At 72.5% G+C, this 23862-nt stretch carries 21 protein-coding genes and 1 pseudogene; 20 read left to right on the forward strand and 2 right to left on the reverse strand.

What is annotated here, in order from left to right; translation table 11 throughout:
* Positions 1 to 56: 56 nt before the first annotated feature.
* The 12 genes from VFO68_RS27535 to VFO68_RS27585 all read left to right on the forward strand — a co-directional run bounded on the left by VFO68_RS27535 (position 57) and on the right by VFO68_RS27585 (position 9325).
* Entirely contained in the window at positions 57 to 296 is a 240-nt protein-coding gene (locus tag VFO68_RS27535) for a hypothetical protein (RefSeq protein WP_325161308.1), read from the forward strand.
* On the forward strand, positions 293 to 1192 hold the full coding sequence (locus VFO68_RS27540) for a phytanoyl-CoA dioxygenase family protein (protein WP_325161309.1): 900 nt from the start codon (positions 293 to 295) through the stop codon (positions 1190 to 1192). The genes VFO68_RS27535 and VFO68_RS27540 overlap by 4 nt, the downstream gene beginning before the upstream one ends.
* The gene (locus VFO68_RS27545; RefSeq protein WP_325161310.1) at positions 1189 to 2172 is read left to right on the forward strand and encodes a thiamine pyrophosphate-dependent dehydrogenase E1 component subunit alpha; all 984 of its coding nucleotides are present in this window, start codon (positions 1189 to 1191) and stop codon (positions 2170 to 2172) included. Before VFO68_RS27540 ends, VFO68_RS27545 begins: the two co-directional genes overlap by 4 nt.
* Positions 2172 to 3140 (forward strand): alpha-ketoacid dehydrogenase subunit beta, encoded by a 969-nt coding sequence (locus VFO68_RS27550; protein ID WP_325161311.1) that lies wholly within the window; start codon positions 2172 to 2174, stop codon positions 3138 to 3140. The genes VFO68_RS27545 and VFO68_RS27550 overlap by 1 nt, the downstream gene beginning before the upstream one ends.
* 93 nt (positions 3141 to 3233) lie before the next feature.
* Entirely contained in the window at positions 3234 to 4964 is a 1731-nt protein-coding gene (locus VFO68_RS27555) for a condensation domain-containing protein (RefSeq protein WP_325161312.1), read from the forward strand.
* A gap of 29 nt (positions 4965 to 4993) precedes the next feature.
* Positions 4994 to 5359, forward strand: a complete 366-nt coding sequence (locus VFO68_RS34345) for a GNAT family N-acetyltransferase (protein WP_414635590.1) — start codon at positions 4994 to 4996, stop codon at positions 5357 to 5359.
* An 81-nt stretch (positions 5360 to 5440) separates the two neighbouring features.
* Positions 5441 to 5770 (forward strand): PadR family transcriptional regulator, encoded by a 330-nt coding sequence (locus tag VFO68_RS27560; protein WP_325161313.1) that lies wholly within the window; start codon positions 5441 to 5443, stop codon positions 5768 to 5770.
* Between the two features lies 1 nt (position 5771).
* Positions 5772 to 6140 carry a DUF1048 domain-containing protein gene (locus tag VFO68_RS27565; RefSeq protein WP_325161314.1) on the forward strand — a complete coding sequence of 123 codons (369 nt, stop codon included), beginning with the start codon at positions 5772 to 5774 and terminating at the stop codon, positions 6138 to 6140.
* The gene (locus VFO68_RS27570) at positions 6137 to 6898 is read left to right on the forward strand and encodes an ABC transporter ATP-binding protein (protein ID WP_325161315.1); all 762 of its coding nucleotides are present in this window, start codon (positions 6137 to 6139) and stop codon (positions 6896 to 6898) included. Before VFO68_RS27565 ends, VFO68_RS27570 begins: the two co-directional genes overlap by 4 nt.
* Positions 6895 to 7656, forward strand: coding sequence for an ABC transporter permease (locus VFO68_RS27575; RefSeq protein WP_325161316.1), 762 nt, complete (start codon positions 6895 to 6897; stop codon positions 7654 to 7656). The genes VFO68_RS27570 and VFO68_RS27575 overlap by 4 nt, the downstream gene beginning before the upstream one ends.
* 18 nt (positions 7657 to 7674) lie before the next feature.
* Positions 7675 to 8421, forward strand: a complete 747-nt coding sequence (locus tag VFO68_RS27580; protein ID WP_325161317.1) for a VOC family protein — start codon at positions 7675 to 7677, stop codon at positions 8419 to 8421.
* 94 nt (positions 8422 to 8515) lie between these two features.
* Complete coding sequence (locus VFO68_RS27585) at positions 8516 to 9325, forward strand: SAM-dependent methyltransferase (RefSeq protein WP_325161318.1); 810 nt, start codon at positions 8516 to 8518, stop codon at positions 9323 to 9325.
* Between the two features lie 7 nt (positions 9326 to 9332).
* On the opposite strand, the gene VFO68_RS27590 is transcribed toward VFO68_RS27585, so the two are convergent.
* A complete protein-coding gene (locus VFO68_RS27590; RefSeq protein ID WP_325161319.1) occupies positions 9333 to 9827 on the reverse strand; it encodes a MarR family winged helix-turn-helix transcriptional regulator in 495 nt (164 codons plus the stop codon).
* Between the two features lie 110 nt (positions 9828 to 9937).
* Here VFO68_RS27590 and VFO68_RS27595 point away from each other — a divergent pair, with 110 nt between their 5' ends.
* Positions 9938 to 12040, forward strand: coding sequence for an MMPL family transporter (locus VFO68_RS27595; RefSeq protein ID WP_325161320.1), 2103 nt, complete (start codon positions 9938 to 9940; stop codon positions 12038 to 12040).
* Here the strand turns inward: VFO68_RS27595 and VFO68_RS27600 are convergent.
* Positions 12021 to 12932, reverse strand: coding sequence for an asparaginase domain-containing protein (locus tag VFO68_RS27600; RefSeq protein ID WP_325161321.1), 912 nt, complete (start codon positions 12930 to 12932; stop codon positions 12021 to 12023). The genes VFO68_RS27595 and VFO68_RS27600 overlap by 20 nt on opposite strands.
* Before the next feature lie 150 nt (positions 12933 to 13082).
* Here VFO68_RS27600 and VFO68_RS27605 point away from each other — a divergent pair, with 150 nt between their 5' ends.
* The 7 genes and pseudogenes from VFO68_RS27605 to VFO68_RS27635 all read left to right on the forward strand — a co-directional run.
* Positions 13083 to 14471, forward strand: a complete 1389-nt coding sequence (locus VFO68_RS27605; RefSeq protein ID WP_325161322.1) for a serine hydrolase domain-containing protein — start codon at positions 13083 to 13085, stop codon at positions 14469 to 14471.
* A gap of 26 nt (positions 14472 to 14497) precedes the next feature.
* A complete protein-coding gene (locus VFO68_RS27610) occupies positions 14498 to 16096 on the forward strand; it encodes an ABC transporter substrate-binding protein (protein WP_325161323.1) in 1599 nt (532 codons plus the stop codon).
* Between the two features lie 9 nt (positions 16097 to 16105).
* Positions 16106 to 17083 (forward strand): ABC transporter permease, encoded by a 978-nt coding sequence (locus VFO68_RS27615; protein ID WP_414635591.1) that lies wholly within the window; start codon positions 16106 to 16108, stop codon positions 17081 to 17083.
* Between the two features lie 4 nt (positions 17084 to 17087).
* Positions 17088 to 18998, forward strand: coding sequence for a dipeptide/oligopeptide/nickel ABC transporter permease/ATP-binding protein (locus tag VFO68_RS27620; protein WP_325161325.1), 1911 nt, complete (start codon positions 17088 to 17090; stop codon positions 18996 to 18998).
* 199 nt (positions 18999 to 19197) lie between these two features.
* A pseudogene (locus VFO68_RS27625) lies at positions 19198 to 19923 on the forward strand (ABC transporter ATP-binding protein); the annotation flags it as partial.
* A 17-nt stretch (positions 19924 to 19940) separates the two neighbouring features.
* Positions 19941 to 23213: a serine hydrolase gene (locus tag VFO68_RS27630; protein ID WP_325161326.1), complete on the forward strand. Its 3273-nt coding sequence runs from the start codon at positions 19941 to 19943 to the stop codon at positions 23211 to 23213.
* Positions 23213 to 23862, forward strand: a 650-nt coding sequence (locus VFO68_RS27635; RefSeq protein ID WP_325161327.1) for a M20/M25/M40 family metallo-hydrolase, incomplete at its 3' end; no start/stop codon positions are given. The genes VFO68_RS27630 and VFO68_RS27635, both read left to right, overlap by 1 nt.

Here is a 23862-nt window from a genome sequence, read left to right on the forward strand (position 1 = left end):
AGCGAGTCAATAGGCACGGTGTCCGAGTCGCGCCACCGAGCTTGCGAGGTTGCGCGATGAGCGACATGGACGTCGGTCGGGACGACATCGTGGCGATGCTGGCGAGCCTGGGCGACCGGCCGGCGGCGGACATTCCCGAGCGGATCGACTCGATGGAGTTGGCCTGGCTGCTGCACCAGGCGGAGCAACGCTACGGCGTGCCCATGGAACCCGACGACAGCCAACTCGGACGGATGGGCACCGTCACCGGAGCCGTCGACGTGCTCCGGGAACTGATCGGGAACGGCAAGCGATGACCGGGTTCGTCCTGTCCGAGCGGGAGCGGACGTTGCTGCCGTCCGATGCGGACGTCGCGTTCTTCGCCGAGCACGGTTGGTACCTGTCGAAGAAGCTGTTCTCCGACGACGAGGTCGACGATCTGTCGTCGGCGGCCGGGCGGTACTACGCGGGGGAGCGGGACCGGCGGTTGCCGGTGCGACCGCCACGGCTGGCCTACTGGCAGCCGGAGCACGGCGACGTGCAGCGGCACAACGACTACGTGCACTACGAGAGCGACGCGTTCGCCACGGTGCTGCGCAAACCGCTGATCGGCGCGGTCGCCGCACGGCTGGCCGGAGTGGACGAGATCCGGGTGTTCCAGTCCACCCTGATCTACAAGCCGCCGGTCGCCGGCGAGCCGTCGAACATCGTGCCGTGGCATTTCGACAAGCACTACTGGGCATCGTCGTCCTCGGACCGGATGCTGACCGCGTTCATCCCGTTCCACGACTGTGGCGAGGAGATGGGCACGATCACCATGGTGGACGGCAGCCACCGTTGGGCGGAGGTCGGTGCGGACGACAGCACGACCAAACATTTCGCCGACCGCGACAACGATCACCTCGAGGACCTGCTCGCCGCCAACGCCGCGCACAACGGCGCCGAGATCAACAAGATCCCGATGATCATTCCGAAGGGACACATGAGCTTCCACCACTGCCGGACGTACCACGGCAGCGGCGCCAACCGAAGCGACCGGCCCCGGCAGGCCATCTCACTGCACCTGCAGGACGGCGCCAACACCCACCGCGACTATCCGCTCGCCGACGGAACCATGGCCGGCTACAACCACGACGCCCTCGTGCGCCGCACCCCGCACGGCAGCCCGGACTACGCCGATCCCGAGTTCTGCCCCACCCTCTGGCGCTCATGACCGCACCACCACCGGACACGCCGGCCGGCCTGTACCGAACGGTCCGGCTGATCCGCCGGTTCGAGGAACGCGCGATCGAGCTCGTCACGTCCGGCGAGATCGTCGGCGGCATCCACCCGTACATCGGCCAGGAAGCCGTCGCCGCCGGGGTGTGCGCCGCCCTGCGCCGGGACGACCTCATCACCAGCACCCACCGGGGTCACGGGCACGTGCTCGCCAAGGGCGCCGATCCGGCCAGGATGCTCGCCGAGCTCGCCGGCCGCGCCACCGGCCTGAACCAGGGCCGGGGCGGATCCATGCACGCCGCGGACTTCGCGCTCGGAATCCTCGGCGCCAACGCGATCGTCGGCGCCAACGCCCCGATCACCGCCGGCGCGGCCTGGGCGGCCCGCCGGTCCGGCCGGGACACGGTCGCGGTCAGCTTCTTCGGCGACGGCGCCGTCAACCAGGGGGTGCTCCTGGAAGCTCTGAACCTCGCCGCCCTGTGGCGACTTCCGGTTCTGTTCGTCTGTGAGAACAACGGCTACGCCACCACCCTGACCGTCGAGAACGCGGTCGCCGGCACCGTCACCGGCCGGGCCGAGGCGTTCGGCATCCCGGCCGTGACGATCGACGGCATGGACCCGCAGACCGTGCTCGAGGCCGCCCGGCAAGCCGTGCACCGGGCCCGGACCGGCGCCGGGCCCACCTTCGTCGAATGCCTGACCTACCGGTTCGACGCCCACCACACCTGGGAGCACCGGGCCCGGATCCGCTACCGCGACGACGAGGAGGTGCGCCGGGCCCGTTCCCGCGACCCCGTCTCGATCCAGGCCGCCCGACTCACCCCCGAGGACCGGGCCCGCGCCGATGCCGAGATCGAGGCGGTGCTCGACGACGCGGTCGCCTTCGCCCGCGCCGCCCCGCACCCCGACCCGGCCGACGCCCTGGATCACCTCTACGCCACGGGTTTGCGTCCCCGCCCGGGCGGCGGTGCGTGATGCCCTGGCTCTCCTACCAGAAGGCCCTCAACCGGGCGCTCACCGACGAACTGTCGCGTGACCCCACCGTGTTCGTTCTCGGCGAGGACGTCCGCGCCGCGGTCGCCAACGTCACCGCCGGCCTGCTGCGCCGGTTCGGCCCGGACCGCGTGCTGGACACCCCGCTGTCCGAGCAGGCCTTCACCGGCTTCGCCACCGGCGCCGCACTCGCCGGTCTCCGCCCGGTGATCGAGTACCAGATCCCCGCTCTGCTCTACCTGGCCTTCGAACAGATCGCCAACCAGGCCCACAAGTTCTCGCTGATGACCGGCGGGCAGTGCCGTGTCCCGGTGACCTACCTGATCCCCGGCTCCGGTTCCCGCACCGGCTGGGCCGGGCAGCACTCCGACCACCCCTACGCCCTGTTCGCCCACGTCGGCGTCAAGACCGTCGTCCCGGCCACCCCCACCGACGCCTACGGTCTGCTCGTCTCCGCCATCCGCGACGACGACCCGGTTGCCGTGTTCGCGCCCGCGCAGGCCCTCGCCCTCCGCGAGGACGTCGACTACGCCACCCTCGCGCCGATTCCCCTGGGACAGGCCCGAATCCACCGATCCGGCACGGACGTCACCGTCGTCGCCATCGGCCATCTCCTGCAGGACGCTTTGACCGTGGCGGAAAGCCTCGCCGGCGAAGCCTCCGTCGAAGTCCTCGACCCGCGCACCATCCACCCCTTCGACTGGCCCGCCCTCACCGCCTCGCTACGGAAGACCCGCCGCCTGGTGGTCGTCGACGACACCAACCGCACGTCCGGCGTCGCCGCCGAAATCCTCGCCACCGCAACCGAAACCGTCGACCTGCTGGCCCCACCCGTCCGAGTGACCCGCCCCGACGGCGCCGTCCTTCCCTTCGCCCCCACCCTCGACCGTGCCGTGCAACCCGATCCCGCCCACCTCGCCACCGCGATCCAGACCGTGCTGAAACACTGAACGAGATCATGGTGGCCGTCGTTCGCAGCCGAAGAGAAACCGAGAATGCAGCGGATCAGAACGAGTTCGGAGACACCCGCCCACCGGCGACGCGTGCAGCTGAGCCCCCGGCGAGCGATCCCGGTCGCCTTCACCGGTTCGCGCGAGGCAGAGGGACCGCTCACCGTCGGCCAGATCAGCTTCCTGGGCTGGTTGAACCCGAAACCCCATGAGATCTTCGCGGTGCTCGGTGCGGAACTCGATGTGCCCGACGGGGTGTCGGTCGACGACGTCGCCGAGACGGTGGCCGTGCTGGTGTCCCGGCACGAGACGCTGCGCACCAGCTACGACACCGGCCCCCGGCCGCGGCAGCGGGTCGCCGCGTCCGGCGAGCTACCGCTCGACGTCTGCGCGCTCGGCGAGGGATCCTGGGGGCCTCGGGACCGGCCCGCGGTGGCCGAGGCGCTCCTCCGCTGGCTGCGAACCCAGCAACCTCCCTACACGACACCGGCTCCGGTGCGGGTCGCGGTGGCCACCGGGTCCGGCGACGACGAGCGGGTCATCGCCTGCGCCGCCGTGTTCTCGCACATGGCCGTCGACTTCGCGGCAATCGAGATCATCAGGGGCGAGTTCGCCGAGATGATCCGCGACCCCGCCGCCCGGCGGGTCGGACAACCGCGCCATCAGCCGTTGGACCAGGCCGCGCTCGAAGCGACCCCGGACGGGCGGCGCCAGGCCGAGGCGGCGCTGCGTTACCTGCACGGCCAGTCGATGCGGCTGTCCCGATGCCTGTACGCGGTGCCGGACGCCCGCGAGACCGCCGAGTCGGTGGCGGTGGAACTGTTGTCGGTGGCCGCCGCGATGGCGGTGCGCCAGGTCGCCGCCCGCACCAGGGCCAGCCGTTCCAGCGTCGTGCTGGCCGCGATCTGCGCCGTGCTCGCGTGCCGCACCGGCTGCCGCGAGCTGGTGGTCCCGCTGATGGCGAGCAACCGCTTCGAACCCCACCTGACCGACTATGTCGGCCCGCTGGCCCAGCTCGGCCTCGCCACGGTCGAGGTCGGCCGGCACAGCTTCGACGCGGTGGTCGCCGGCACCTGGAGATCGGTCCTGGAGGCAAGCCGGCACGCCAGGTACGACCCGGGCGAGCGGGCCGCCATGAACGAACGCATCGAACACCGGCGTGGCCTGCGGATCGAGCACGACGCGCTGTTCAACAGCCTGGTGGCGGAAAGCTGGTCGGGGGTCGACGCCGGCGCCGGATGCGACCCCGAACGGGTCAGCGCGGCGCTGCGGCACACCGAACTGCGGTGGCGCCCGGTACCGCCGCACGGAACACCGATCCGGTTCAGCCTCAACCAGATCGACAGCCACCTCCATCTCGACCTGTGGAGCGCCGACACCGGCCTGGCGCCCCGGGCCGAGCTGGAGTCGTTGCTCCGGGCGATCGAGCGGCTGCTGGTGGCCGCCACCGACACCGACCTCGACGCCGAACAGATCCGGCACGCCATCGGCCTCGACCCCATCGCCCGCGGACCGGACTGGGTCCTCGTCGACTCCTGCTGGGTCGACCTCACCGAGGTCCAGCGTCTCCTCGACGAGGCTCTCGCACCCGCGGTCGCCCGGATCTTCGCCACGGCCGACGGGGCGCCCCTCGTCGCCTACCTCACCGCGACCGACGCCATCCGCACACCCGACCAGGCCCACGCGCGCTGTATGGCCGCCCTCGCCAACCACCCCACCGCCCTCACCCCACGCCACTACGTCATCTGCGAAACCGCCCCACCGCGGCCGGCCGACCGCGCCGCCTGGCGCACCATCCGCACCGCCGGCTCCGGCCGCGCGTGAGGAGGGGGTCCGCACCCGACAGGCCGCTTGTGTCGCACCGTGTCCGGTCGGCTACGGTTCGACACCTGCGGACGGGGAGGTGTCGTGGCCGGAGGGGGCGATTACCGGCCCGGTACCTCGGCATCGACCTGGTCCCGGCCGCGTGGGGCCGCGGCCTGGGCGGCACCGCCGGCACCCTGCTGACTCGATACCTGTTCGACACCACGGAGATCGACCGGGTCCCGGCCTTCACCGACGTGGACAACGTCCCCGGCTGGCGGGCCCTGGACAAGAGCGGGTTCCACCGCGAAGGCGTCCTGCGGGGTGTCACCAAACGCGGCGGCAGCGCCGGGACGTGGTCTTCTACAGCCTGCTGCGCTCCGACGTGGACTGACGAGACCGGGCTCACATCCTGAAGCGGCGCCTTGCGGCTCCGCTATTCAGCGTTACTATGTACCGGTAGTCAGTGACACCGAGTAGCCCGAGGAGGTGGGTCCGTGGCCAAGCAGATGACGGAGATGCTCAAGGGTGTGCTGGAGGGCATCGTGCTGGCGATCCTGTTGGGGCGGCCCGCCTACGGCTACGAGATCACGGCGTGGCTGCGGGACCAGGGCTTCTCCGACATCGCCGAGGGCACCGTCTACGCCCTGCTGGTCCGGGTCGAGCAGCGTGGCTTCGTCGACGTGACGAAGGTCCCGTCCGAGAAGGGGCCACCCCGCAAGGTGTACTCCCTCAACGCCGCGGGCCGGTCACACCTCGACGAGTTCTGGAGGACGTGGAGCTTCCTCGCAGAGCGGCTGGAACGGCTCCACAAGGGAGGCAAGTGACATGGCGGCGAAGTGGATCGAGCTGCTCACCGGGTCGCTCGAACAGAAGAAGCGGTACAAGCAGTACAAGGCCCGTCTCGCGGCGCTGCCCGAGCCGTACGGCACGGCCGCAAAGGCGTTCCAGCGGTACTTCATGTACTACGGGGGAGTCGTCGACGGCGAGACCATCCTCGCGATGTGGGGCGACTTCGTCGACCTCTGGGAGCGCGCCGCCGCCGACGGCACCCCGGTGCGCGACATCGTCGGAGCGGACCCGGTCGAGTTCGCCGAGACCTTCGCGCAGGCCTACACCGGCAAGCAGTGGATCGACAAGGAGCGCGCTCGCCTGACCAGGGCGATCGAGGACGCGGAGCGCGGTGAGCGGAAGTGACCGCGGACAAGGCGATCCAGGTGCGGAACCTGGAGAAGTCGTACCAGGCGCTGCACGTGCTGCGCGGGGTGGACTTCGACGTGGCGCGTGGCAGCATCTTCGCGCTGCTCGGCTCCAACGGGGCGGGCAAGACCACGGTCGTGAAAATCCTGGCCACGCTGCTCAAAGCGGACACGGGAACGGCGAACGTCAACGGCTTCGACGTCGCCACCCAGGCGGCGCGGGTGCGGGAGTCGATCAGCCTCACCGGACAGTTCGCCGCCGTCGACGAGATCCTCACCGGGCGGGAGAACCTCGTGCTGGTCGGGAAACTGCGGCACCTCAAGGATTCGGGCACGATCGCGGACGGGCTGCTGGACCGCTTCGGGCTGGCCGAGGCGGCGGCGCGCAGGGTGGGGACGTACTCGGGTGGCATGCGCCGCAGGCTCGACATCGCGATGAGCCTGATCGGGAACCCGCCGGTGATCTTCCTGGACGAGCCGACCACCGGGCTCGACCCCGAGGCGCGCCTGGAGGTGTGGCGGGCGGTCAAGGAACTCGCCGGCCGGGGCACGACGGTGCTGCTCACGACGCAGTACCTGGACGAGGCCGAACAACTCGCCGACCGGATCGCGATCCTGCACGAGGGCCGGATCATCGTCAACGGCACCCTGGCCGAGCTCAAGGCGTTGCTGCCACCCGCCACGGTCGAGTACGTCCAGAAGCAGCCGACGCTCGAGGACGTCTTCCTCGCGCTCGTCGGGAAGGAACAACGGTGAGCAAACACTTCCCCGGTGACACCGCCGTCCTGTTGGGACGGTCGCTGCGGCACATCACGCGCAGCATGGACACCATCATCACGACCTCGGTCATGCCGATCTCGTTCATGCTGCTGTTCGTCTTCGTGTTCGGCGGCGCGATCGAGTCGGGATCGGACTCCTACGTCACCTACCTGTTGCCCGGCATCCTGCTCATCACCGTCGCATCGGGTGTCTCCTACACCGCGTTCCGGCTCTTCCTGGACCTGAAGAGCGGCATCTTCGAGCGCTTCCAGTCGCTGCCGATCGCCCGGTCGGCCGTGCTGTGGGCGCACGTGCTGACCTCACTGGTCGCCAACCTGATCTCGCTGGTGATCGTCGTGCTCGTCGCGCTGCTCATGGGTTTTCGCTCGGGGGCGGGAGTTCTGCCCTGGCTCGGAGTGGCCGGCATCCTGGTCCTGTTCACCCTCGCGTTGACCTGGCTCGCCGTCATTCCCGGTCTTACCGCCAAGTCCGCCGACGGCGCGAGCGCGTTCGCCTACCCGCTGATCTTCCTGCCGTTCATCAGTTCGGCCTTCGTGCCCACCGGCACCATGCCCGGCCCGGTGCGCGCTTTCGCCGAGCACCAGCCGGTGACCGCGATCGTCGACGCGATCCGCGACCTGTTCACCCGACAGCCGCTCGGCACCGACATCTGGGTCGCGCTGCTCTGGTGTGTCGGCCTTCTCATCGTCGCCTACGTCTTCGCGATCATCATCTACCGGCGCAGGGTCTCCTAGGCCGGTAGGGTGACGATCATGCCCACCCGGTTGGTTCATCTCGCGGTCGACTGTGCCGATGCGCCGCGGATCGCCCGGTTCTGGGCGGAGCTGCTCGGCTGGTCGGTCACCGAGGAGGACGCGGAGGAGTCCTACATCGAGGATCCGGCCGCACCGGCGGTCGGGTTGTCGTTCGGTCCGGTGCCGGAGCCCAAGACGGTGCGCAACCGGCTGCACCTCGACCTGTCCAGTTCCTCGCTGGCGCACCAGGACGAGCTGGTGACCCGCTCGCTCGACCTCGGCGCGCGCCGCGTCGACATCGGCCAGGGTGCGGTGCCGTGGGTGGTGCTGGAGGACCCGGAGGGCAACGAGTACTGCGTGCTGGAACCCCGGCCGGCGTTCGCCGCGACCGGCCCGATCGCGGCGCTGGCCCTGCAGACCGCGGACCCGGTGGGGCTGGCGCCGTTCCTGTCGGCCGCGGTGGGCTGGCCGGTCTTCTGGTGGCGCGAGCGCGAACTGGCGCTGCTGCGCCCGCCGGCCGCGGGCATGCCGTGGCTGGCGATGGTGCGGGCCGGTGAGCCCAAGACCGTGAAGAACCGGATCCACCTCGACGTCGCGCCCTACCAGGGCGAGGAGATCGCCGGGGAGGTGGCCCGGTTGACCGCGCTGGGCGCACACCCGGCCGACATCGGCCAGGGCGACGTGCCGTGGACCGTGCTCACCGACCCGCAGGGCAACGAGTTCTGCGTGCTCTCCCCCCGGCCGGATCGGCAGGCCGCTCCGTAGCCCGGAGTTGCGCCGCACGCGTTACGTCCTGGGCAATACACTCGATTGGCCGAGAAGGGACCGCCCGGGTCGGCCGAAGGGTGTTGAGCAGAGCGTGACCGGACAATCGCGCGGGGTGCCGCCCCCGATCGACATGACGATTGCGCATCCGGCACGCATGCACGACTACTGGCTCGGCGGCGGGCACAACGTCGCCGCGGACCGTGAGCTGGCCGAGAAGATCCGGGAGGTCCTGCCGGGAGTGGAGCACTCCGCCCGGCTGAGCCAGTCCTTCATCCGCCGGGCCGCGCTGTTTCTGGTCGAGTCGGGAGTCCGGCAGTTCCTGGACATCGCCTCGAGCCTGCCTTCGGTCGGCGCCCTGCACACGATCGTGCAGCGGGCCGAGCCGCAGTGCCGGGTGGTGTACGTGGACATCGACCCGGTGGCCATCGCGCACGGCGAGTTGAAGCTCAAGGATGTCGCGTGGACCGCGGCGATCCGGGGAGACGTGCGGGACGCGGCGGGCATCCTCCGGTCCGAACCGGTGCGGCGGCTGTTCGACCTGAGCCAGCCGGTCGCCGTGATGGCGCCGATGCTGCACTTCCTTCCGGACAGCCTCGATCCGGCCGCCGTGCTGGCCGGTTACCGGGACCGGCTCGCCTCCGGCAGCTACGTGGTGGTGGCCAACGTCGCCGCGGACGCCACCGCGCGCGGGCTGGCCGACGCGGTCGAGGTGTACAAGTCCGCCCGCTACCACGTGCATCCGCGCTCCGCCGAGGAGATCCGGCGGATCTGCGCCGGGTTCGACATGGTCGAGCCGGGCCTGGTCGGCTCCCCGCACTGGCGCCCGGAGGAGCCCGGCGACGCGACCGGCGACCCCGACATCGACACGCTCATCTACGCCGGGGTGGGCCGCAAACCCTGAGCCGGCCTCAGTCCTGCCCGGTCCGGTCGGCGACCCGGCCGCGGACCCGGACGGTGGCCTCGATGCTGGCCAGCAGGAACCGTTTGATGGCGGCGCGCTCCGGCTCGGTGAACCCGACCCAGACCTCGGCCAGTTCGGCGCCCAGCGGCGCGAAGAAGCGGTGGCCGATGGCCAGGGCGCGCTCGTCGATGACCAGGTCGGTGCGCCTGCGGTCGCGTTGGCTGTGGGCCCGGCGGATGTGCCCGGCCGCCTCCAGCCGGTCGAGCACCGAGGTGGTGGCCGAGGCGCTGAGGTGCAGCGCCGCCGCCAGTTGGCCGGGGCTGAGCGGCCGGCCGCCCAGGCTGGCATCCATGATCACGGCCAGGGCGTTCAGGTCGGTTCGGTGCAGGCCGTTGGCCTGGCCGAATATCTCGGTGAACCGGTCGGTCTCGACCGTGAGCTGCCGCAGCAACCTGGTCAGCTCATGATCGTCCGGACCGCCACCGGGCTCGTCGGATGCCATGCGACCTCCTGCCGGCCGAGTTGCCCAACCACCCGGGACAGCATAATCTTTCGATCGTCGAACTATGCGACGGTCGAAATAACTATCGGGACCTGTGAGGAGCCAACAGTATGGGCGATCGGCAGCGACCGGCGCACAGCCGGACGCGGTGGCTCGTTCCGGCGCTGATCGTCCTGGGCTGGCTGGTGCTCGGCGCGGTCGGCGGGCCGTTCGCCGGCAGGTTGAGCGAGGTCGCACAGAACGACGGGTCGGCGTTCCTGCCGGCATCGGCGGAGGCGACCGAGGTGTCCGAACTGCGCCAGCGGTTCGACACCGGCGACGGGCTGCCGGCCATCGTGGTGGCCGAACGGTCCGGCGGGATCACCGCGGACGACCGGCGCTTCGCCGACGACGCCGTGGCCGCGATCGACGGGATCCCCGGAATCGGCAAGTACTCCCCGGTGATCGCGGCTCGCGACGGCGCCGCGCTCGAGGTCGTCGTGGCGCTCGCGCCCGGCGCCGATCCCGGCGAGGTGGTCACCGCCCTGCGCGACGCGCTGGACCAGGCCCCGGACGGCCTGACCGTCCTGGTCACCGGACCGGCCGCGCAGATCGCCGACCTCGGCGAGGCATTCGCGGGCATCGACGGCCTGCTGCTGCTGGTGGCCGGCGGGGTGGTCGGCGTGATCCTCATCCTGGTCTACCGCAGCCCGGTGCTGCCGGTGCTGGTGCTGCTGTCCGCGGTGTTCGCCCTCGGCCTGGCCAGCCTGATGGTCTACCTGCTGGCCGACGCCGATGTGCTCGCGCTCAACGGGCAGAGCCAGGGCATCCTGTTCATCCTGGTCTTCGGCGCCGCGACCGACTACGCACTGCTGCTGGTGTCGCGGTTCCGCGAGGAACTGCGCGACGTTCCCGACCGGGTCGCGGCGGTCCGCTCCGCCTGGCGGGCCACCATCCAACCCATCGTGGCCTCCGCCGGCACGGTCATCCTCGGTGTGCTGTGCCTGGTGTTCAGCGACCTGAAGTCCAACCAGGGACTGGGCCCGGTCGCCGCCATCGGCATCGCCTCGGCGCTGGCCGCCTCGGTGACCTTCCTGCCGGCCGTGCTCGCGCTGACCGGCCGGACGGCGTTCTGGCCGTTCCGGCCGGAGCAGGGCTCGGCCCACCCCGAGCACAGCGGTCTCTGGGCTCGGGTCGCCCGCCTGGTCGGCGCCGCGCCCCGGGCGGTCTGGATCGTCACCACCCTGGTCCTGCTCGCCGGCGCCGCGTTCCTGCCCCAGTTGCGGGCCGACGGCACCGCACAGTCCGACGTCTTCCTCAACCCGGTCGACTCGGTGGCCGGGCAGGAGGTCCTGGCCAGGCACTTCCCCGGCGGCACCGGAACGCCGACCGTGATCATCGCTTCGGCCGGGCGGACCGATGCCGTCGTCGCGGCGGCCAGGGTCGACGGCGTTGCCGACGTTCGGGTGCTGGCCGACGGCAGCGGAAAGCCGCAGGTGGCCGACGGGCTCGCCGAGATCGACGTGACCCTGACCGACCCGGCCGGCTCCGAGGCCGCGGTGGACACCGTGCGACGGCTGCGCGGCGCCGTGCACGCGGTGCCCGACGCGGCGGCGAAGGTCGGCGGCCCCACCGCGATCCAACTCGACACCCAGGACACCTCGCGGGCCGACCGCACCCTGATCATCCCGATCGTGCTGCTGGTGATCTTCATCGTGCTCGCGCTGCTGCTGCGGGCACTGCTCGCGCCGCTGATCCTGATCGCCACCGTGGTGCTGTCCTTCGCCGCCACCATGGGCGTGTCGGCGCTGGTGTTCAACCACGTGTTCGGCTTTCCCGGCGCGGACCCGGTGATCCCGCTGTTCGGGTTCGTGTTCCTGGTCGCGCTGGGCATCGACTACAACATCTTCCTCATGACCAGGGTGCGGGAGGAGACGATTGCGCTCGGCACAAGGGAAGGAACGCTGCGCGGGCTGTCCCTGACCGGCGGCGTGATCACCTCGGCCGGCGTCGTGCTGGCCGCCACGTTCTCCGCGCTGGCCGTGCTGCCCATCCTGTTCCTCGCCCAGATCGCCTTCATCGTGGCGTTCGGCGTGCTGCTCGACACGCTGATCGTGCGGTCGCTGCTCGTCCCGGCGATCACCGTGGACATCGGCGCCCGGATCTGGTGGCCGTCGCGCCTGCGGACCGCCGAACGCGAAACGCCGGAGCGGGTCAGTTCCGCAAGCCGCTGAAGTAGCGGGTGGCGGCCTTGACGCCGCCGCCCGCGCCCAGCGCGACCATCAAGGCCATCCGGGCCTTCTGCGGGCTCAGGCCGGCCGCGCCGATCGCTCCCATCCGCTCGGCGAGACCGATGTCGGTGGTATGGGCCCGGGACGCGACGACCACCGGTATGTCCATCTGGGACAGTTCCATGATGGTGCCGAACAACTCCACCGGCACGTTGCCGGCGCCGGTGCCTTCGAGCACCACGCCCTGAGCGCCGAGGTCGGTGACCGTGGTCAGCAGCGCGGGCGGCATGTCCGGGTAGGTCTTGAGCAGTGCCACATCGGTTTCCGGGGCGCCGTCGGCGACCGGCGGCCGCGGCGGCGGGGCCGAGGTGAGCCGGACCCTGCCGTCGACGAGACGGCCGAGCATGGGGTGCGGTGCCGAGGAGAAGCCGTCGGTGAGAGCCGCGAACCTGGCCGCGTGCAACTCGTCGCCCAGACACACCACCGCGCCCGCGCCGCGCAGCGCCGGATCGGCCGCCGCGGTCAGGGCCGCGGCCAGGTTGGCCGGCCCGTCGGGGTCGGCGGCCGACAGCGCCCGCAGCGCACCGGTGAACACGATCCCGCCGCGGGCCCGGCCGGCCAGCAGGTCGGTCAGGAAAGCGGTCTCCTCAAGGGTGTCCACGCCATGGGTGACCACGACCGCGGTGAACTCGTCCTCGGCAAGGGCCTTGCGGACCCGGCGGGCCAGAGCGAGCTGGGTCGACACCGACGTGTCCCAGGACGGCTCGGCCAGCACGTCCTCCACCACCACCCGCACCGGCGCCGGACCGGCCAGCTCCAGCAGTTCGCGCCCGGTGGCGACGCTCGACGACCGGTGCGCCATCGTGCCACCGGTGGCGATCAGCAGCAGCGTCATCGGTCATCGCCTCCCGCCTCGACCGGCCACCCGATTCTGCCCAACCGCCGCCCGAACCGGGTGCCTTCGTCGGGCCCGACCAAGTCGGGTTCGGCACGTTGTCGGTGGCGATGAACACAGCGGCCCGCGTCGTTCCTAGCGTCGTGGGGTATGAGCGGTCTTCACGATGTCCGGGCCTGGCTTGACGAGCGGTTGGCGCCGTTGCTTCGGGACTACGAGGTCCCGGGTGCGGCGTGGGCGGTGTGCCACGGCGGCGAGGTGGCCGACGGGGCCGCCGGCCTGCTCAGCACGGCGACCCGGGTCGAGGCGACCGTGGACTCGGTCTTCCAGATCGGGTCGGTCACCAAACTGTGGACCAGCACGCTGGTCATGCAACTGGTCGACGAAGGCTCGGTGGACCTCGACGCGCCGGTGCGCACCTACCTGCCGGAGTTCCGCGTCGCCGACGAGGCGGCGGCCGCGCGGATCACCGTCCGGCAGCTGCTCAACCACACCGCCGGGTTCGAGGGCGACATCTTCACCGACACCGGCAAGGGTGACGACTGCCTGGAGAAGTACGTCGCGACCCTGCACGAGGTACCCCGGCTGTTCTCGCCCGGCGAGCAGTTCTCCTACAACAACGCCGGCTACTGCGTGCTCGGCCGGCTGGTCGAGGTGCTGCGCGGGCGGCCGTACGACGAGTGCCTGCGCGAGCACCTGATCGGACCGCTTGGCCTGACCCACACCGCGCCCGGTCCGTACGAGGCGATCATGTTCCGGGCCGCGGTCGGCCACGTCGAGCCGGAACCGGGCGCGGGCTACGCCCCGGCCCCGGTGTGGGCGCTGGCGCGATCCAACGCCCCGGCCGGCTCGACGCTCGCGATGCGCCCCCGCGACCTGGTCGCCTTCGCCCGGATGCACCTTGAGGACGGCCGCGCCGCCGACGGCGCCCGGGTGCTGGCGCCGGGGACCGCCGCCCGGATGCACGCCCGGGAGGTCGACCTGCCCGACCTCGGTCTCATGGGCTCGTCGTGGGGCCTGGGCTTCGAGCGGTTCGACACGCCGGCCGGCACGATCATCGGCCACGACGGCACCACCATCGGGCAGGCCGCGTTCCTGCGGATGGTGCCCGACGCGGGGCTCGCCGTCGCGCTGCTGACCAACGGCGGCAACGCGGTCTCGCTCTACCGGGACGTCGTCGGTCATGTTCTGGGTGAGCTCACCGGCCTCGCGCTGCCCCCGCTGCCCGCACCGCCCCCGGACCCCCGGCGGATCGACGCCGGGCGCTACGTCGGCACCTACTCGGCCGAGGTGTTCGACCTGACCGTCAGCCAGGACGACGACGGGCGGATCTGGGTCGAGCAGGTGCCCAAGGGCGTCTTCGCGGACATGGGCGGACAGGTCGAGCGGACCGAACTCGTCCACTACCGGGACGACATGTTGATCCCGCTCAAGGCCGATCGCGGCATGCACATGCCGCACGCGTTCGTCGGCGACGACGGCACCGGCCACGCGCTGTACCTCCACCTCGGCCGCGCCGTCCGGCGCGCGAACGCCTGACCCCTCCCACCGAACGGAAGACCGCGATGAACGCGATGAGACTGTCCACAGTGGCCATTGCCGGTCTGTGCCTGGCGGCCGCTCTCGCCGGCTGCGGCGGCGCGGCCGCCCCGAGCAGCGGGGACGCCCAGGTCGTCGACGGCGGCACCTTCACCCTCGGGCTCTCCTCGGACCCCGGAAGCCTGGACCCGCAGTTGGGCGCGGGGAGCTCGCTGTTCACCGTCACCCAGTTCGCCTACGACCCGCTGGTCAGCGTCGACGACAAGACCGGCGAGATCAGGTCGGCGCTGGCCACGAAGTGGGAGACCGGGACCGACACGGTCACGCTGACCCTGGCCGGCGGCGTCACCTGTGCCGACGGCGCCAAGCTGACCGCCAAGGCCGTCGCCGACAACCTCAACTTCATCGCCGACCCGAACAACAAGAGTCCCTTCCTGGGGACCTTCTTCCCGGCCGGCGCCAAAGCCGCGGGCGACGACGCGGCCGGCACCGTGACGATCACGCTGGCCCAGCCGGCGCCGTTCGTCCTCAACGGACTGGCGGGCCTGCCCATCGTCTGCCCGAGCGGCCTGGCCGACCGGACGTCGCTCGCCAAGACCACCTCGGGCACCGGGCCTTACAAGCTCACCGAGGCGGCGCCCGGCGACCACTACACCTACACGATCCGCGACGGCTACACCTGGGGACCGGGCGGCGCGACGACCGCGACCGAGGGGCTGCCCGACACGGTGGTGATCAAGGTGGTCGAGAACGAGTCGACCGCGGCCAACCTGCTGCTCTCCGGGGGCCTCAACGCCGCCCAGGTCCTCGGCCCGGAGGCGGAGCGGCTGGAGAAGTCCGGGCTGTTCGCCGCCAGCACGCCGGCCGTCGTGGGCGAGCAGTGGTACAACCACGCCGCCGGGCGGGCCACCGCCGACCCGAAGGTCCGGCTGGCGCTGACCCAGGCACTCGACCTCGACGAGCTGCAGAAGGTGATCACCGCGGGCCGCGGCGGCACCGCCACCACGATGGCCACGAACGAGCCGGCGGCCTGCCCGGGGGACTCGGTCTCCCACGCGCTGCCGAAGGGCGACGCCAAGACCGCGGCCGCCCTGCTGGACGAGGCCGGCTGGACGGCAGGCGCCGACGGCGTGCGCGCCAAGGACGGCAAGCCGCTGGCGCTGACCTTCCTCTACCAGAACAACCTCGGCAGCAGCGGTGACGCCGCGGCCGAGCTCGCGGTGCGGCAGTGGAAGGAAGCCGGCGTCCGGGCCACCGCGCAGGCCCAGAACGAGACGACGCTGACCGGCACGATCTTCGGCGCGGGAGACTGGGACGTCGCCTGGGTGGCGCTCAACGTCGGCAGCCCCGACCAGCTCGTGCCGTTCCTGTCCGGCCCGGTGGCTCCCGAGGGCACCAACTTCGCCGGAATCTCCGACCCGGCCTACGACGCGGCGGTGCGGTCCGCGATGGCGATCCCCGGCAAGGACGGCTGCAAAGCCTGGCTCGACGCGGAGTCCGCCCTGATCGCCAAGGCGGAGGTGGTGCCGTTCGCGAACACCGCGGTGCGGACCTTCGGCAAGGGCGCCAAGTTCGAGACCCCGGGCCAGCTCATCCCCACCAGCATCCGCATGCTGGCCAAGTAGGGCATGACGATGACGGCGAGCGCCGCGGCTCCGAGTCAGGCCCGTCCCTGGGTCCGGTTCGGGGCCCGGCGGGCCGGGCGGCTGCTGGTCTCCTTGTGGGTGCTGGTGACCGCGTCGTTCGCGATGATCCACCTCATCCCGGGCGACCCGGTGCGCGGCGCGCTCGGACCCACCGCGCCGGCGGAACTGGTCGAGGCGCGCCGGGCGGCGCTGGGCCTCAACGACCCGATCCTCACCCAGTACCTGCACTACCTGAAGGGCCTGGCCACCGGCGACCTCGGCACCTCGCTCACCACGCGGCTGCCGGTCTCCGACATCGTCGCGCAGCGGCTGCCGGCCACGCTGGCCCTGGCCGGGCTCGCGTTCCTGGCGGCCGTGGTGGTGGCGATCCCGCTGGGCGTCGCGATGGGGGTGGCGACCAGGCGCGGCCACGGGCGGCGCACCGAGCTCGCCTTCACCACCGGCAGCATCGTGGTGGCGACCGTCCCGGACTTCCTGATCGGGGTCGGGCTGGTCTACGTCTTCGGGGTCCAGCTCGGCTGGCTTCCGGTGGCCGGCAACGACACCCCGCAGGCGTACGTGCTTCCGGTGCTGGCGCTGGCGATCGGGCCCGCCGCGATCCTCGCCCGGATCCTCCGGGTGGAGATGGTGCGGGTGCTCGAGGCGGACTTCGTGCGTACGGCCCGGGCCAAACGGCTGCCCGCGCGGACGATCTACCTGGGCCACGCCCTGCCGAACGCGGCGACGGCCGCGCTGACGCTGGGCGGGCTGCTGCTCAGCGCGCTGGTCGCGGGCACCGTCCTGGTCGAGAACGTGTTCGCCTGGCCGGGCCTGGGCAGCACGATCGTGCGGTCGATCCTGACCAAGGACTATCCGGTGGTCCAGGCCATCGTGCTCGTGTACGGCGTCGGCGTCCTGGTCGTCAACACGGTCGTCGACGTCGCGCTCGCCCGGCTCGACCCGCGCTCGCTGATCCGGGAGGCCTGAGGACGTGAACTCCCGTTGGTCGCGGGTGCTGCGCACCCCGCTGGGCGCCACGGCGACCGTGCTCGTCGTGCTGGTTCTCGGGCTGGCCGTCCTCGGCCCGGTCCTGTGGGGCGCCGATGCCGAGGCCGTCGACACCGACAACATCCTGGCGCCGCCGTCGAGCGAGCACTGGGCGGGCACGGACAACCTCGGCCGGGACATCTTCCTGCGGGTCCTCGTCGCGGCCCGGCTCTCGGTCGTGCTGGCCCTGCTCGCCGTGGTGATCGCGGTGACCGCCGGCCTGCTGCTCGGGTCCGCGCCGTTCCTGGTCGGCCGGCGGCTCGGCCGGCTGCTGTCGGCGGCGGTCAACATCGCCGTCGCGTTCCCTGGACTGCTGCTGGCGCTGTTCTTCGCGGTCGTGTTCGGCGTCGGCGCGACCGGGGCGGTGCTGGCCATCGGGCTGGCGGGCGCCCCGGCGTTCGCCCGCCTCACCCAGACCCTGGTGGCCGGGGTCGCGTCCCGGGACTTCGTCGCGGCCGCGCGGGTGGCCGGCGTCGGGCGGGTCCGCATCCTGTTCCGGCACGTGCTGCCGAACATCGCCGAGCCGCTGGTGGTCAACGCCACCATCGGCGCCGGTTCCGCGCTGCTGTCCTTCGCCGGGCTGTCCTTTCTCGGGCTCGGCGTCCAGTCGCCGGCCTACGACTGGGGCCGGCTGCTCTACGACGGCATCGGCGCCATCTACGTGAACCCGGCCGCGGCGATCGCCCCCGGCACGGCCGTGCTCGTCGCCGGCCTGGCGTTCAACCTCTTCGGCGAGTCGGTCGCCAAGGGACTCGGCGTCACCGTCGGCGCGGGCCCGCTCGCGGTGGCGCACACCGCCTCGGTGCGCCGGCCGGAACCCGAGACCGCCGTCGAGGAGGCGCCGGCCGCACCGTCCGAGATGGTGCTCGACGTCCGCGACCTGGAGGTGACCTTCCCCGGGCCGGTGCGGCCGGTCCGCGGGGTGAGCTTCGCGGTGCGCCGGGGCGAGGCGCTCGGCGTCGTGGGGGAGTCGGGCTCCGGCAAGTCGCTGACCGCGCTGGCGGTCACCCGCCTGGTCGGCGACGACGGGCGGGTCGACGCCACCCGGCTCGAACTGCTCGGCCATGACCTGCGCGCGGCGGACACCCCGGTCCGGCGCCGGACGCTCGGCACCGCGCTGGCCATGGTGTTCCAGGACCCGATGACCTCGCTCAACCCGGCCCACCGGATCGGGGGCCAGTTGGCCGAGGTCGCGGTCCACCACCAGGGCATGACCCGTCGCGCGGCGCTCGCCCGCGCCGTGGACCGGCTGGCCGCCGTCCGCATTCCCGACGCGGCCACCCGCGCCCGGCAGTACCCGCACGAGTTCTCCGGCGGGATGCGGCAGCGCGCGATGATCGGCATGGGGCTGATGGGCGCCCCGGCGCTGATCGTCGCGGACGAGCCGACCACCGCCCTCGACGTCACCGTCCAGCGCCAGGTGCTCGACCTGCTCGCCGCGATCCGCGCGGCGGACGACGTGGCGCTGATGCTGATCAGCCACGACGTGGCGGTCGTCGGCGAGGTCTGCGACCGGGTCCTGGTGATGTACGCGGGCCGCATCGTCGAGGACCTGCCGGCGGCCGACCTGGCCGGCGCGGCCCGGCACCCCTACACCCGGGCCCTGGTCGCCGCGGTCCCCGACATGACCACCGACCTCGACGAGCCGCTCGCGACGATCCCGGGCCGCCCGGTCGACCCGGCCGCCGTCCCACCCGGCTGCGCCTACGCCGCGCGCTGCCCCCTGGCCGACGCCCGCTGCCGCACCGAAGACCCCCCACTGACCGCCGACCCGGACCACCGCGTCGCCTGCTGGCACGCCGGCGAACCCCTACCGACACCGAGAGTCGCAGACGAACTGGTGGAGTCCCCATGAGCGAGCGCCAGCATCGTGCCCGCCAACCGCACCTAAGGGGAACGGGGCGCAACCCAGCCACCGGCACCCCGCCAACCGAGCATTGTCAACTCACCGCCACCACAGCAGTAGATCCCGGAGAGGCGGAACTGGTCGCCTGCTGGCACGCCGGCGAACCCCTGCCGGTGACGCACGACGCCGACGAGTTGGTGGATTTCTTGTGACAGAACTACTTTTCGAGGACGTGACCGTCCGGTATGGACGGACGACCGCTGTGGACGGGGTCAGCCTCGCCGTGCCGGCGGGGGAGGTGGTCGGGCTCGTCGGCGAGTCCGGTTCCGGCAAGTCCACGCTCGCCAAGGCCGCCGTCGGGCTGGCTCCACTGAGCGGCGGCCGGATCAGCCTCGGCGGTGCGCCGGTCCCGACCCGGGGCCGGCGCCGCCCGCTGCAGATGGTCTTCCAGGACCCGTACTCCTCGCTCGACCCGCGGTTGACGGTCGGGGCGAGCGTGGCCGAGGCGCTGCCGCCGGGCGGCTCCCGCGCGCAGCGGCGGGCCGAGGTGGAACGACTCCTCGACCTGGTGCACCTCGATCCGGCCAGCGCCCGGGTGGGGCCGTCCCGGCTGTCCGGCGGCCAGCGGCAGCGGGTCGCGCTGGCCCGCGCGCTGGCCGCCGACCCGCGCGTGATCATCGCCGACGAGATCACCTCCGCCCTGGACGTGTCGATCCAGGGCGCGGTGCTCAACCTGGTCCGCGAGCTCCAGCGCGAGCTGGGCCTGTCGATCCTGTTCATCTCGCACAATCTCGCGGTGGTCCGCTACGTCGCCGGGAGCGTCGCGGTCATGCGGGACGGCAGGGTGGTCGAACAGGGACCCACCGCACGGGTGCTCGCCGAACCCAGCCACGACTACACCCGCGAACTGCTCGCCGCAGTTCCCGGAGGAACCATGCGAAGGAGCCGGCCTTGACCCGAAAGATGCGCATCCAGGACCTCACCGACCTGGCGGTCCCGTCCCAGCCCGCGCTCTCGCCGGACGGCGGCCGGATCGCCTACGTGCTCCGGACCCTGGACGCCGGCCAGGACCGCAACGTCGATGAGCTGTGGCTGGCCGGCACCGACGGCTCCGCGCCGCGCCGGCTCACCGCGGGGCCGCACGACAGCGCGCCGGCCTGGTCTCCGGACGGTCGCCGGCTCGCGTTCGTCCGCGACGGGCAGGTGGCCGTGCTCGACGCCGAGGGCGGCGAGCCGGAGCGGCTGACCGACCTGCCGCTCGGCGCCGGTGCGCCCCGGTGGAGCCCGGACGGCGGCCGGCTCGCGTTCACCGCGCCGGTCGACCCGGCCGGCGGGCAGGGACCGATGGTCACCGACGGCCTCGGCTACCAGGCCGACGGCGCCGGCATGTTCGGTGCGGTCCGCCAGCAGTTGCACGTCATCGACCTGGACAGCCGCGAGCTCCGCCGGCTCACCGACGGGCCCGAGGACGCCGGTGACCCGGCCTGGTCGCCCGACGGCGCCACCCTCGCCTTCACCTGCCGGACCGGCGCTGACAGCGACCTGCGCCACCGCACCCCGGTCCACCTGCTGGCGGTGGATGAGCCGCACGGCAGCCCGCGCGTGCTCGCCTTCGCCGGCGGCGTGGCCGCCACCGTGGGCTGGACCGCCGACGGCTCGGCGCTGCTCGTGGTCGGCTGGTCCGGTGACCCGGCCGGCCACGCCCGCCTGTTCCGGGTCGGCACCGAGAGCGGGGAGGTCACCGACCTGTCCGGGGGCACCGACCGCAACGTCATGCCCGGCGCGACGGCCTACCCCGGCGGGTTGCCGCAGGAGCACGGCGGCCGGGTGTTCTTCTGCCTGCGCGACCACGGGTGCACCCACCTCTGGTCGGTCGCCCTGGACGGCGGCGACGCCCGGCCGGTCCTGGGCGGCGCCGGCCGGGTCGTGTCCGGACTGTCGGTCGCGGGCGGCCGGGCCGCGCTCGCGCTCGGCACGCCCGAGTCCTTCGGCGAGATCGGCGTCGTGGACCTCACGACCGGCGCCGTGACCGTGCTGACCGGGCACGGCACCGGCCTCGACCTGCACCCCCGCGAGGAACGGTGGTTCACGATCTCCGACGGCACCGAGGTGCAGGCCTGGCTGATGCACGACCCCGCGCGAAGCGGTCCGCGGCCGCTGCTGCTCGACGTGCACGGCGGCCCGCACAACGCCTGGAACGCGGCCGCCGACGAGATCCACCTCTACCACCAGGAACTGGTCGAGGCCGGGTGGGCGGTGCTGCTGGTCAACCCGCGCGCCAGCGACGGCTACGGCGAGGCGTTCTACACCGCGGCCCAGGGCGCGTGGGGCGTGGCCGACGCGAAGGACCTCCTCGAACCGCTCGACCAACTCGTCGCCGAGGGGTTCGCCGACCCGGACCGGCTGGCGGTCGCCGGCTACAGCTACGGCGGGTACATGGCCTGCTGGCTGACCGGTCACGACGACCGGTTCGCCGCCGCGGTCGCCGGCGGCACGGTCGCCGACCTGGTGAGCATGGGCGGCACCAGCGACGACAGCCACTTCCTCAGCGCCTACGAGCTCGGCGGCCCGCCCTGGCAGGAGCCGGAGCGCTACGCCGCCATGTCACCGCTGTCCCGCGTCGCCGACGTCCGCACGCCGACCCTGCTGATCCACGGCGCGACCGACCTGACCTGCCCGGTCGGCCAGGCCCAGCAGTGGCACACCGCGCTGCGCGAACGGGGCGTGCCCACCCGGCTGGTCGTCTACCCGGACGCCGCGCACGCGTTCATCCTCACCGGCCGGCCCACCCAGCGGCTCGATTTCAACCGCCGGGTGCTCGACTGGCTGGAGCGGCACGTCACCCGCGCCGGCCGCGCCGGCATCGACGCCGCCCACTGGCAGCGGCGCCTGGCCCGGCTCGCCGAGCGGCACCGGGTGCCCGGCGCGCAGCTCGGCATCCTGCGGATCGGCACGGGCGGGGCCCAGGACGAGGTGGTGGAGGCCGCGCACGGGGTGCTCAACCTGCGCACCGGCGCGCCGGCCGGCACCGACGCGCTGTTCCAGATCGGCTCGATCACCAAGGTGTGGACGGCGACCGTGATCATGGCGCTGGTCGACGAGGGGCTGCTCGACCTCGACACCCCGGTCGCCGAGGTGCTGCCGGAGCTGCGGCTGGCCAACCCCGAGGTGACGAAGTCGGTCACGCCCCGGCACCTGCTCAACCACACCAGCGGCATCGACGGCGACGTGTTCACCGACACCGGCCGGGGTGACGACTGCCTGGAGCGCTACGTCGACGTGCTGGGCGAGGCCGGGCAGAACCACCCGCTCGGCGCGACCTGGTCCTACTGCAACTCGGGCTACGTGCTGCTCGGCCGGGTGATCGAGAAGGTCACCGGGCAGACCTGGGACCAGGCGATGCGCGAGCGGCTGTTCACCCCGCTCGGGCTGACCCACACGGTGACGCTGCCCGAGGAGGCGCTGCTGTTCGCCACCGCGGTGGGCCACGACGAACGGGACGGCGACCTGGTTCCGGTCCCGGCCTGGGGGCTGCCCCGCTCGGTCGGCCCGGCCGGGCTGGTCACCGCGCGGGTCGCCGACGTGCTGGCCTTCGCGCGCCTGCACCTCGACGGGGGGAGCGCCGTGCTGAGTCCGGAGAGCCGCGCGGAGATGGCCGCGCATCAGGCCGACCTGCCCGACAAGCACGTCCTCGGCGACTCGTGGGGGCTCGGCTGGATCCGGTTCGGCTGGGACGGTCACCGGCTGCTCGGCCACGACGGCAACACGCTCGGCCAGTCGGCGTTCCTGCGGGTGCTGCCCGAGGCCGGGCTGGCCGTGGCGCTGCTGACCAACGGCGGGCACGCTCGCGACCTCTACGACGATCTCTACCGGGAGATCTTCGCCGAGGTCGCGGGCGTCACCATGCCCGACGCGTTCGCGCCGCCCGCGGAGCCGGTGGAGGTCGACGTGACGCCCTATGCCGGCGTCTACGAGCGGGCCGGGGTGCGCATGGAGGTCGAGAGCGGCCCGGACGGGCCACTGTTGCGGACGACGATCACCGGCCCGCTCGCCGAGTTGGTGCCCGACCCGGTCGAGGAGTACCCGCTGGTCGGAGTCGGGCCGGCGCTGTTCGCGGTCCGGGCGCCGCAGACGCGGACCTGGATGCCGGTCACCTTCTACGAGTTGGCGACCGGCGAGCGGTACCTGCACTTCGGGGTGCGCGCGACCCCGAGGGTCGCCTGATGGGCGACCTGCTCGCCGACATCCGGGCCCTGGTCGAGTGCGAGTCGCCGTCCGACGACCTGGCCGCGGTCGCCCGCTCGGCGGAGGTCGTCGCGCGGGTCGGCGCCGCGCGCCTGGGCGCCGAACCCGAGCGGATCGCGCTGGACGGGCGCACCCACCTGCGCTGGCGGCTCGGGCCGGAGCCGTCGCGGGTGCTGCTCCTCGGCCACCACGACACCGTGTGGCCGGTGGGCTCGCTGGCCGACCACCCGTGCACGGTCGAGGGCGGGACGCTGCGCGGACCGGGCTGCTTCGACATGAAGGCCGGGCTGGCGATGGCGTTCCACGCGGCCGCCGGGCTCGACGGCGTCACCCTGCTGGTGACCGGCGACGAGGAGCTCGGCTCGCCCAGCTCCCGCGGGTTGGTCGAGGAGGAGGCCAGGGCCGTCACCGCCGCCCTGGTGCTCGAGGCGTCGGCCCCGGGCGGCGCCCTCAAGACCGAGCGCAAGGGCACGTCGATGTACGAAGTGCGGGTGACCGGGCGGGCCGCGCACGCCGGGCTGGAGCCGGAGCGCGGGGTGAACGCCACGATCGAGCTGGCTCACCAGACGCTCGCCGTCGACGCGCTCGCCGACCGGCGGGCGGGCACCACGGTCACGGCGACCGTCGC

The sequence above is a fragment of the Actinophytocola sp. genome (assembly GCF_035712165.1).
GTDB lineage: Bacteria > Actinomycetota > Actinomycetes > Mycobacteriales > Pseudonocardiaceae > DASYTH01.

Coding starts and splice junctions, on each gene's coding strand:
- VFO68_RS27535 (WP_325161308.1), top strand. CDS start 57: ATGAGCGACATGGACGTCGGTCGGGACGACATCGTGGCGATGCTGGCG.
- VFO68_RS27540 (WP_325161309.1), top strand. CDS start 293: ATGACCGGGTTCGTCCTGTCCGAGCGGGAGCGGACGTTGCTGCCGTCC.
- VFO68_RS27545 (WP_325161310.1), top strand. CDS start 1,189: ATGACCGCACCACCACCGGACACGCCGGCCGGCCTGTACCGAACGGTC.
- VFO68_RS27550 (WP_325161311.1), top strand. CDS start 2,172: ATGCCCTGGCTCTCCTACCAGAAGGCCCTCAACCGGGCGCTCACCGAC.
- VFO68_RS27565 (WP_325161314.1), top strand. CDS start 5,772: ATGGCGGCGAAGTGGATCGAGCTGCTCACCGGGTCGCTCGAACAGAAG.
- VFO68_RS27580 (WP_325161317.1), top strand. CDS start 7,675: ATGCCCACCCGGTTGGTTCATCTCGCGGTCGACTGTGCCGATGCGCCG.
- VFO68_RS27590 (WP_325161319.1), bottom strand. CDS start 9,827: ATGGCATCCGACGAGCCCGGTGGCGGTCCGGACGATCATGAGCTGACC.
- VFO68_RS27595 (WP_325161320.1), top strand. CDS start 9,938: ATGGGCGATCGGCAGCGACCGGCGCACAGCCGGACGCGGTGGCTCGTT.
- VFO68_RS27600 (WP_325161321.1), bottom strand. CDS start 12,932: ATGACGCTGCTGCTGATCGCCACCGGTGGCACGATGGCGCACCGGTCG.
- VFO68_RS27605 (WP_325161322.1), top strand. CDS start 13,083: ATGAGCGGTCTTCACGATGTCCGGGCCTGGCTTGACGAGCGGTTGGCG.
- VFO68_RS27610 (WP_325161323.1), top strand. CDS start 14,498: ATGAACGCGATGAGACTGTCCACAGTGGCCATTGCCGGTCTGTGCCTG.
- VFO68_RS27615 (WP_414635591.1), top strand. CDS start 16,106: ATGACGGCGAGCGCCGCGGCTCCGAGTCAGGCCCGTCCCTGGGTCCGG.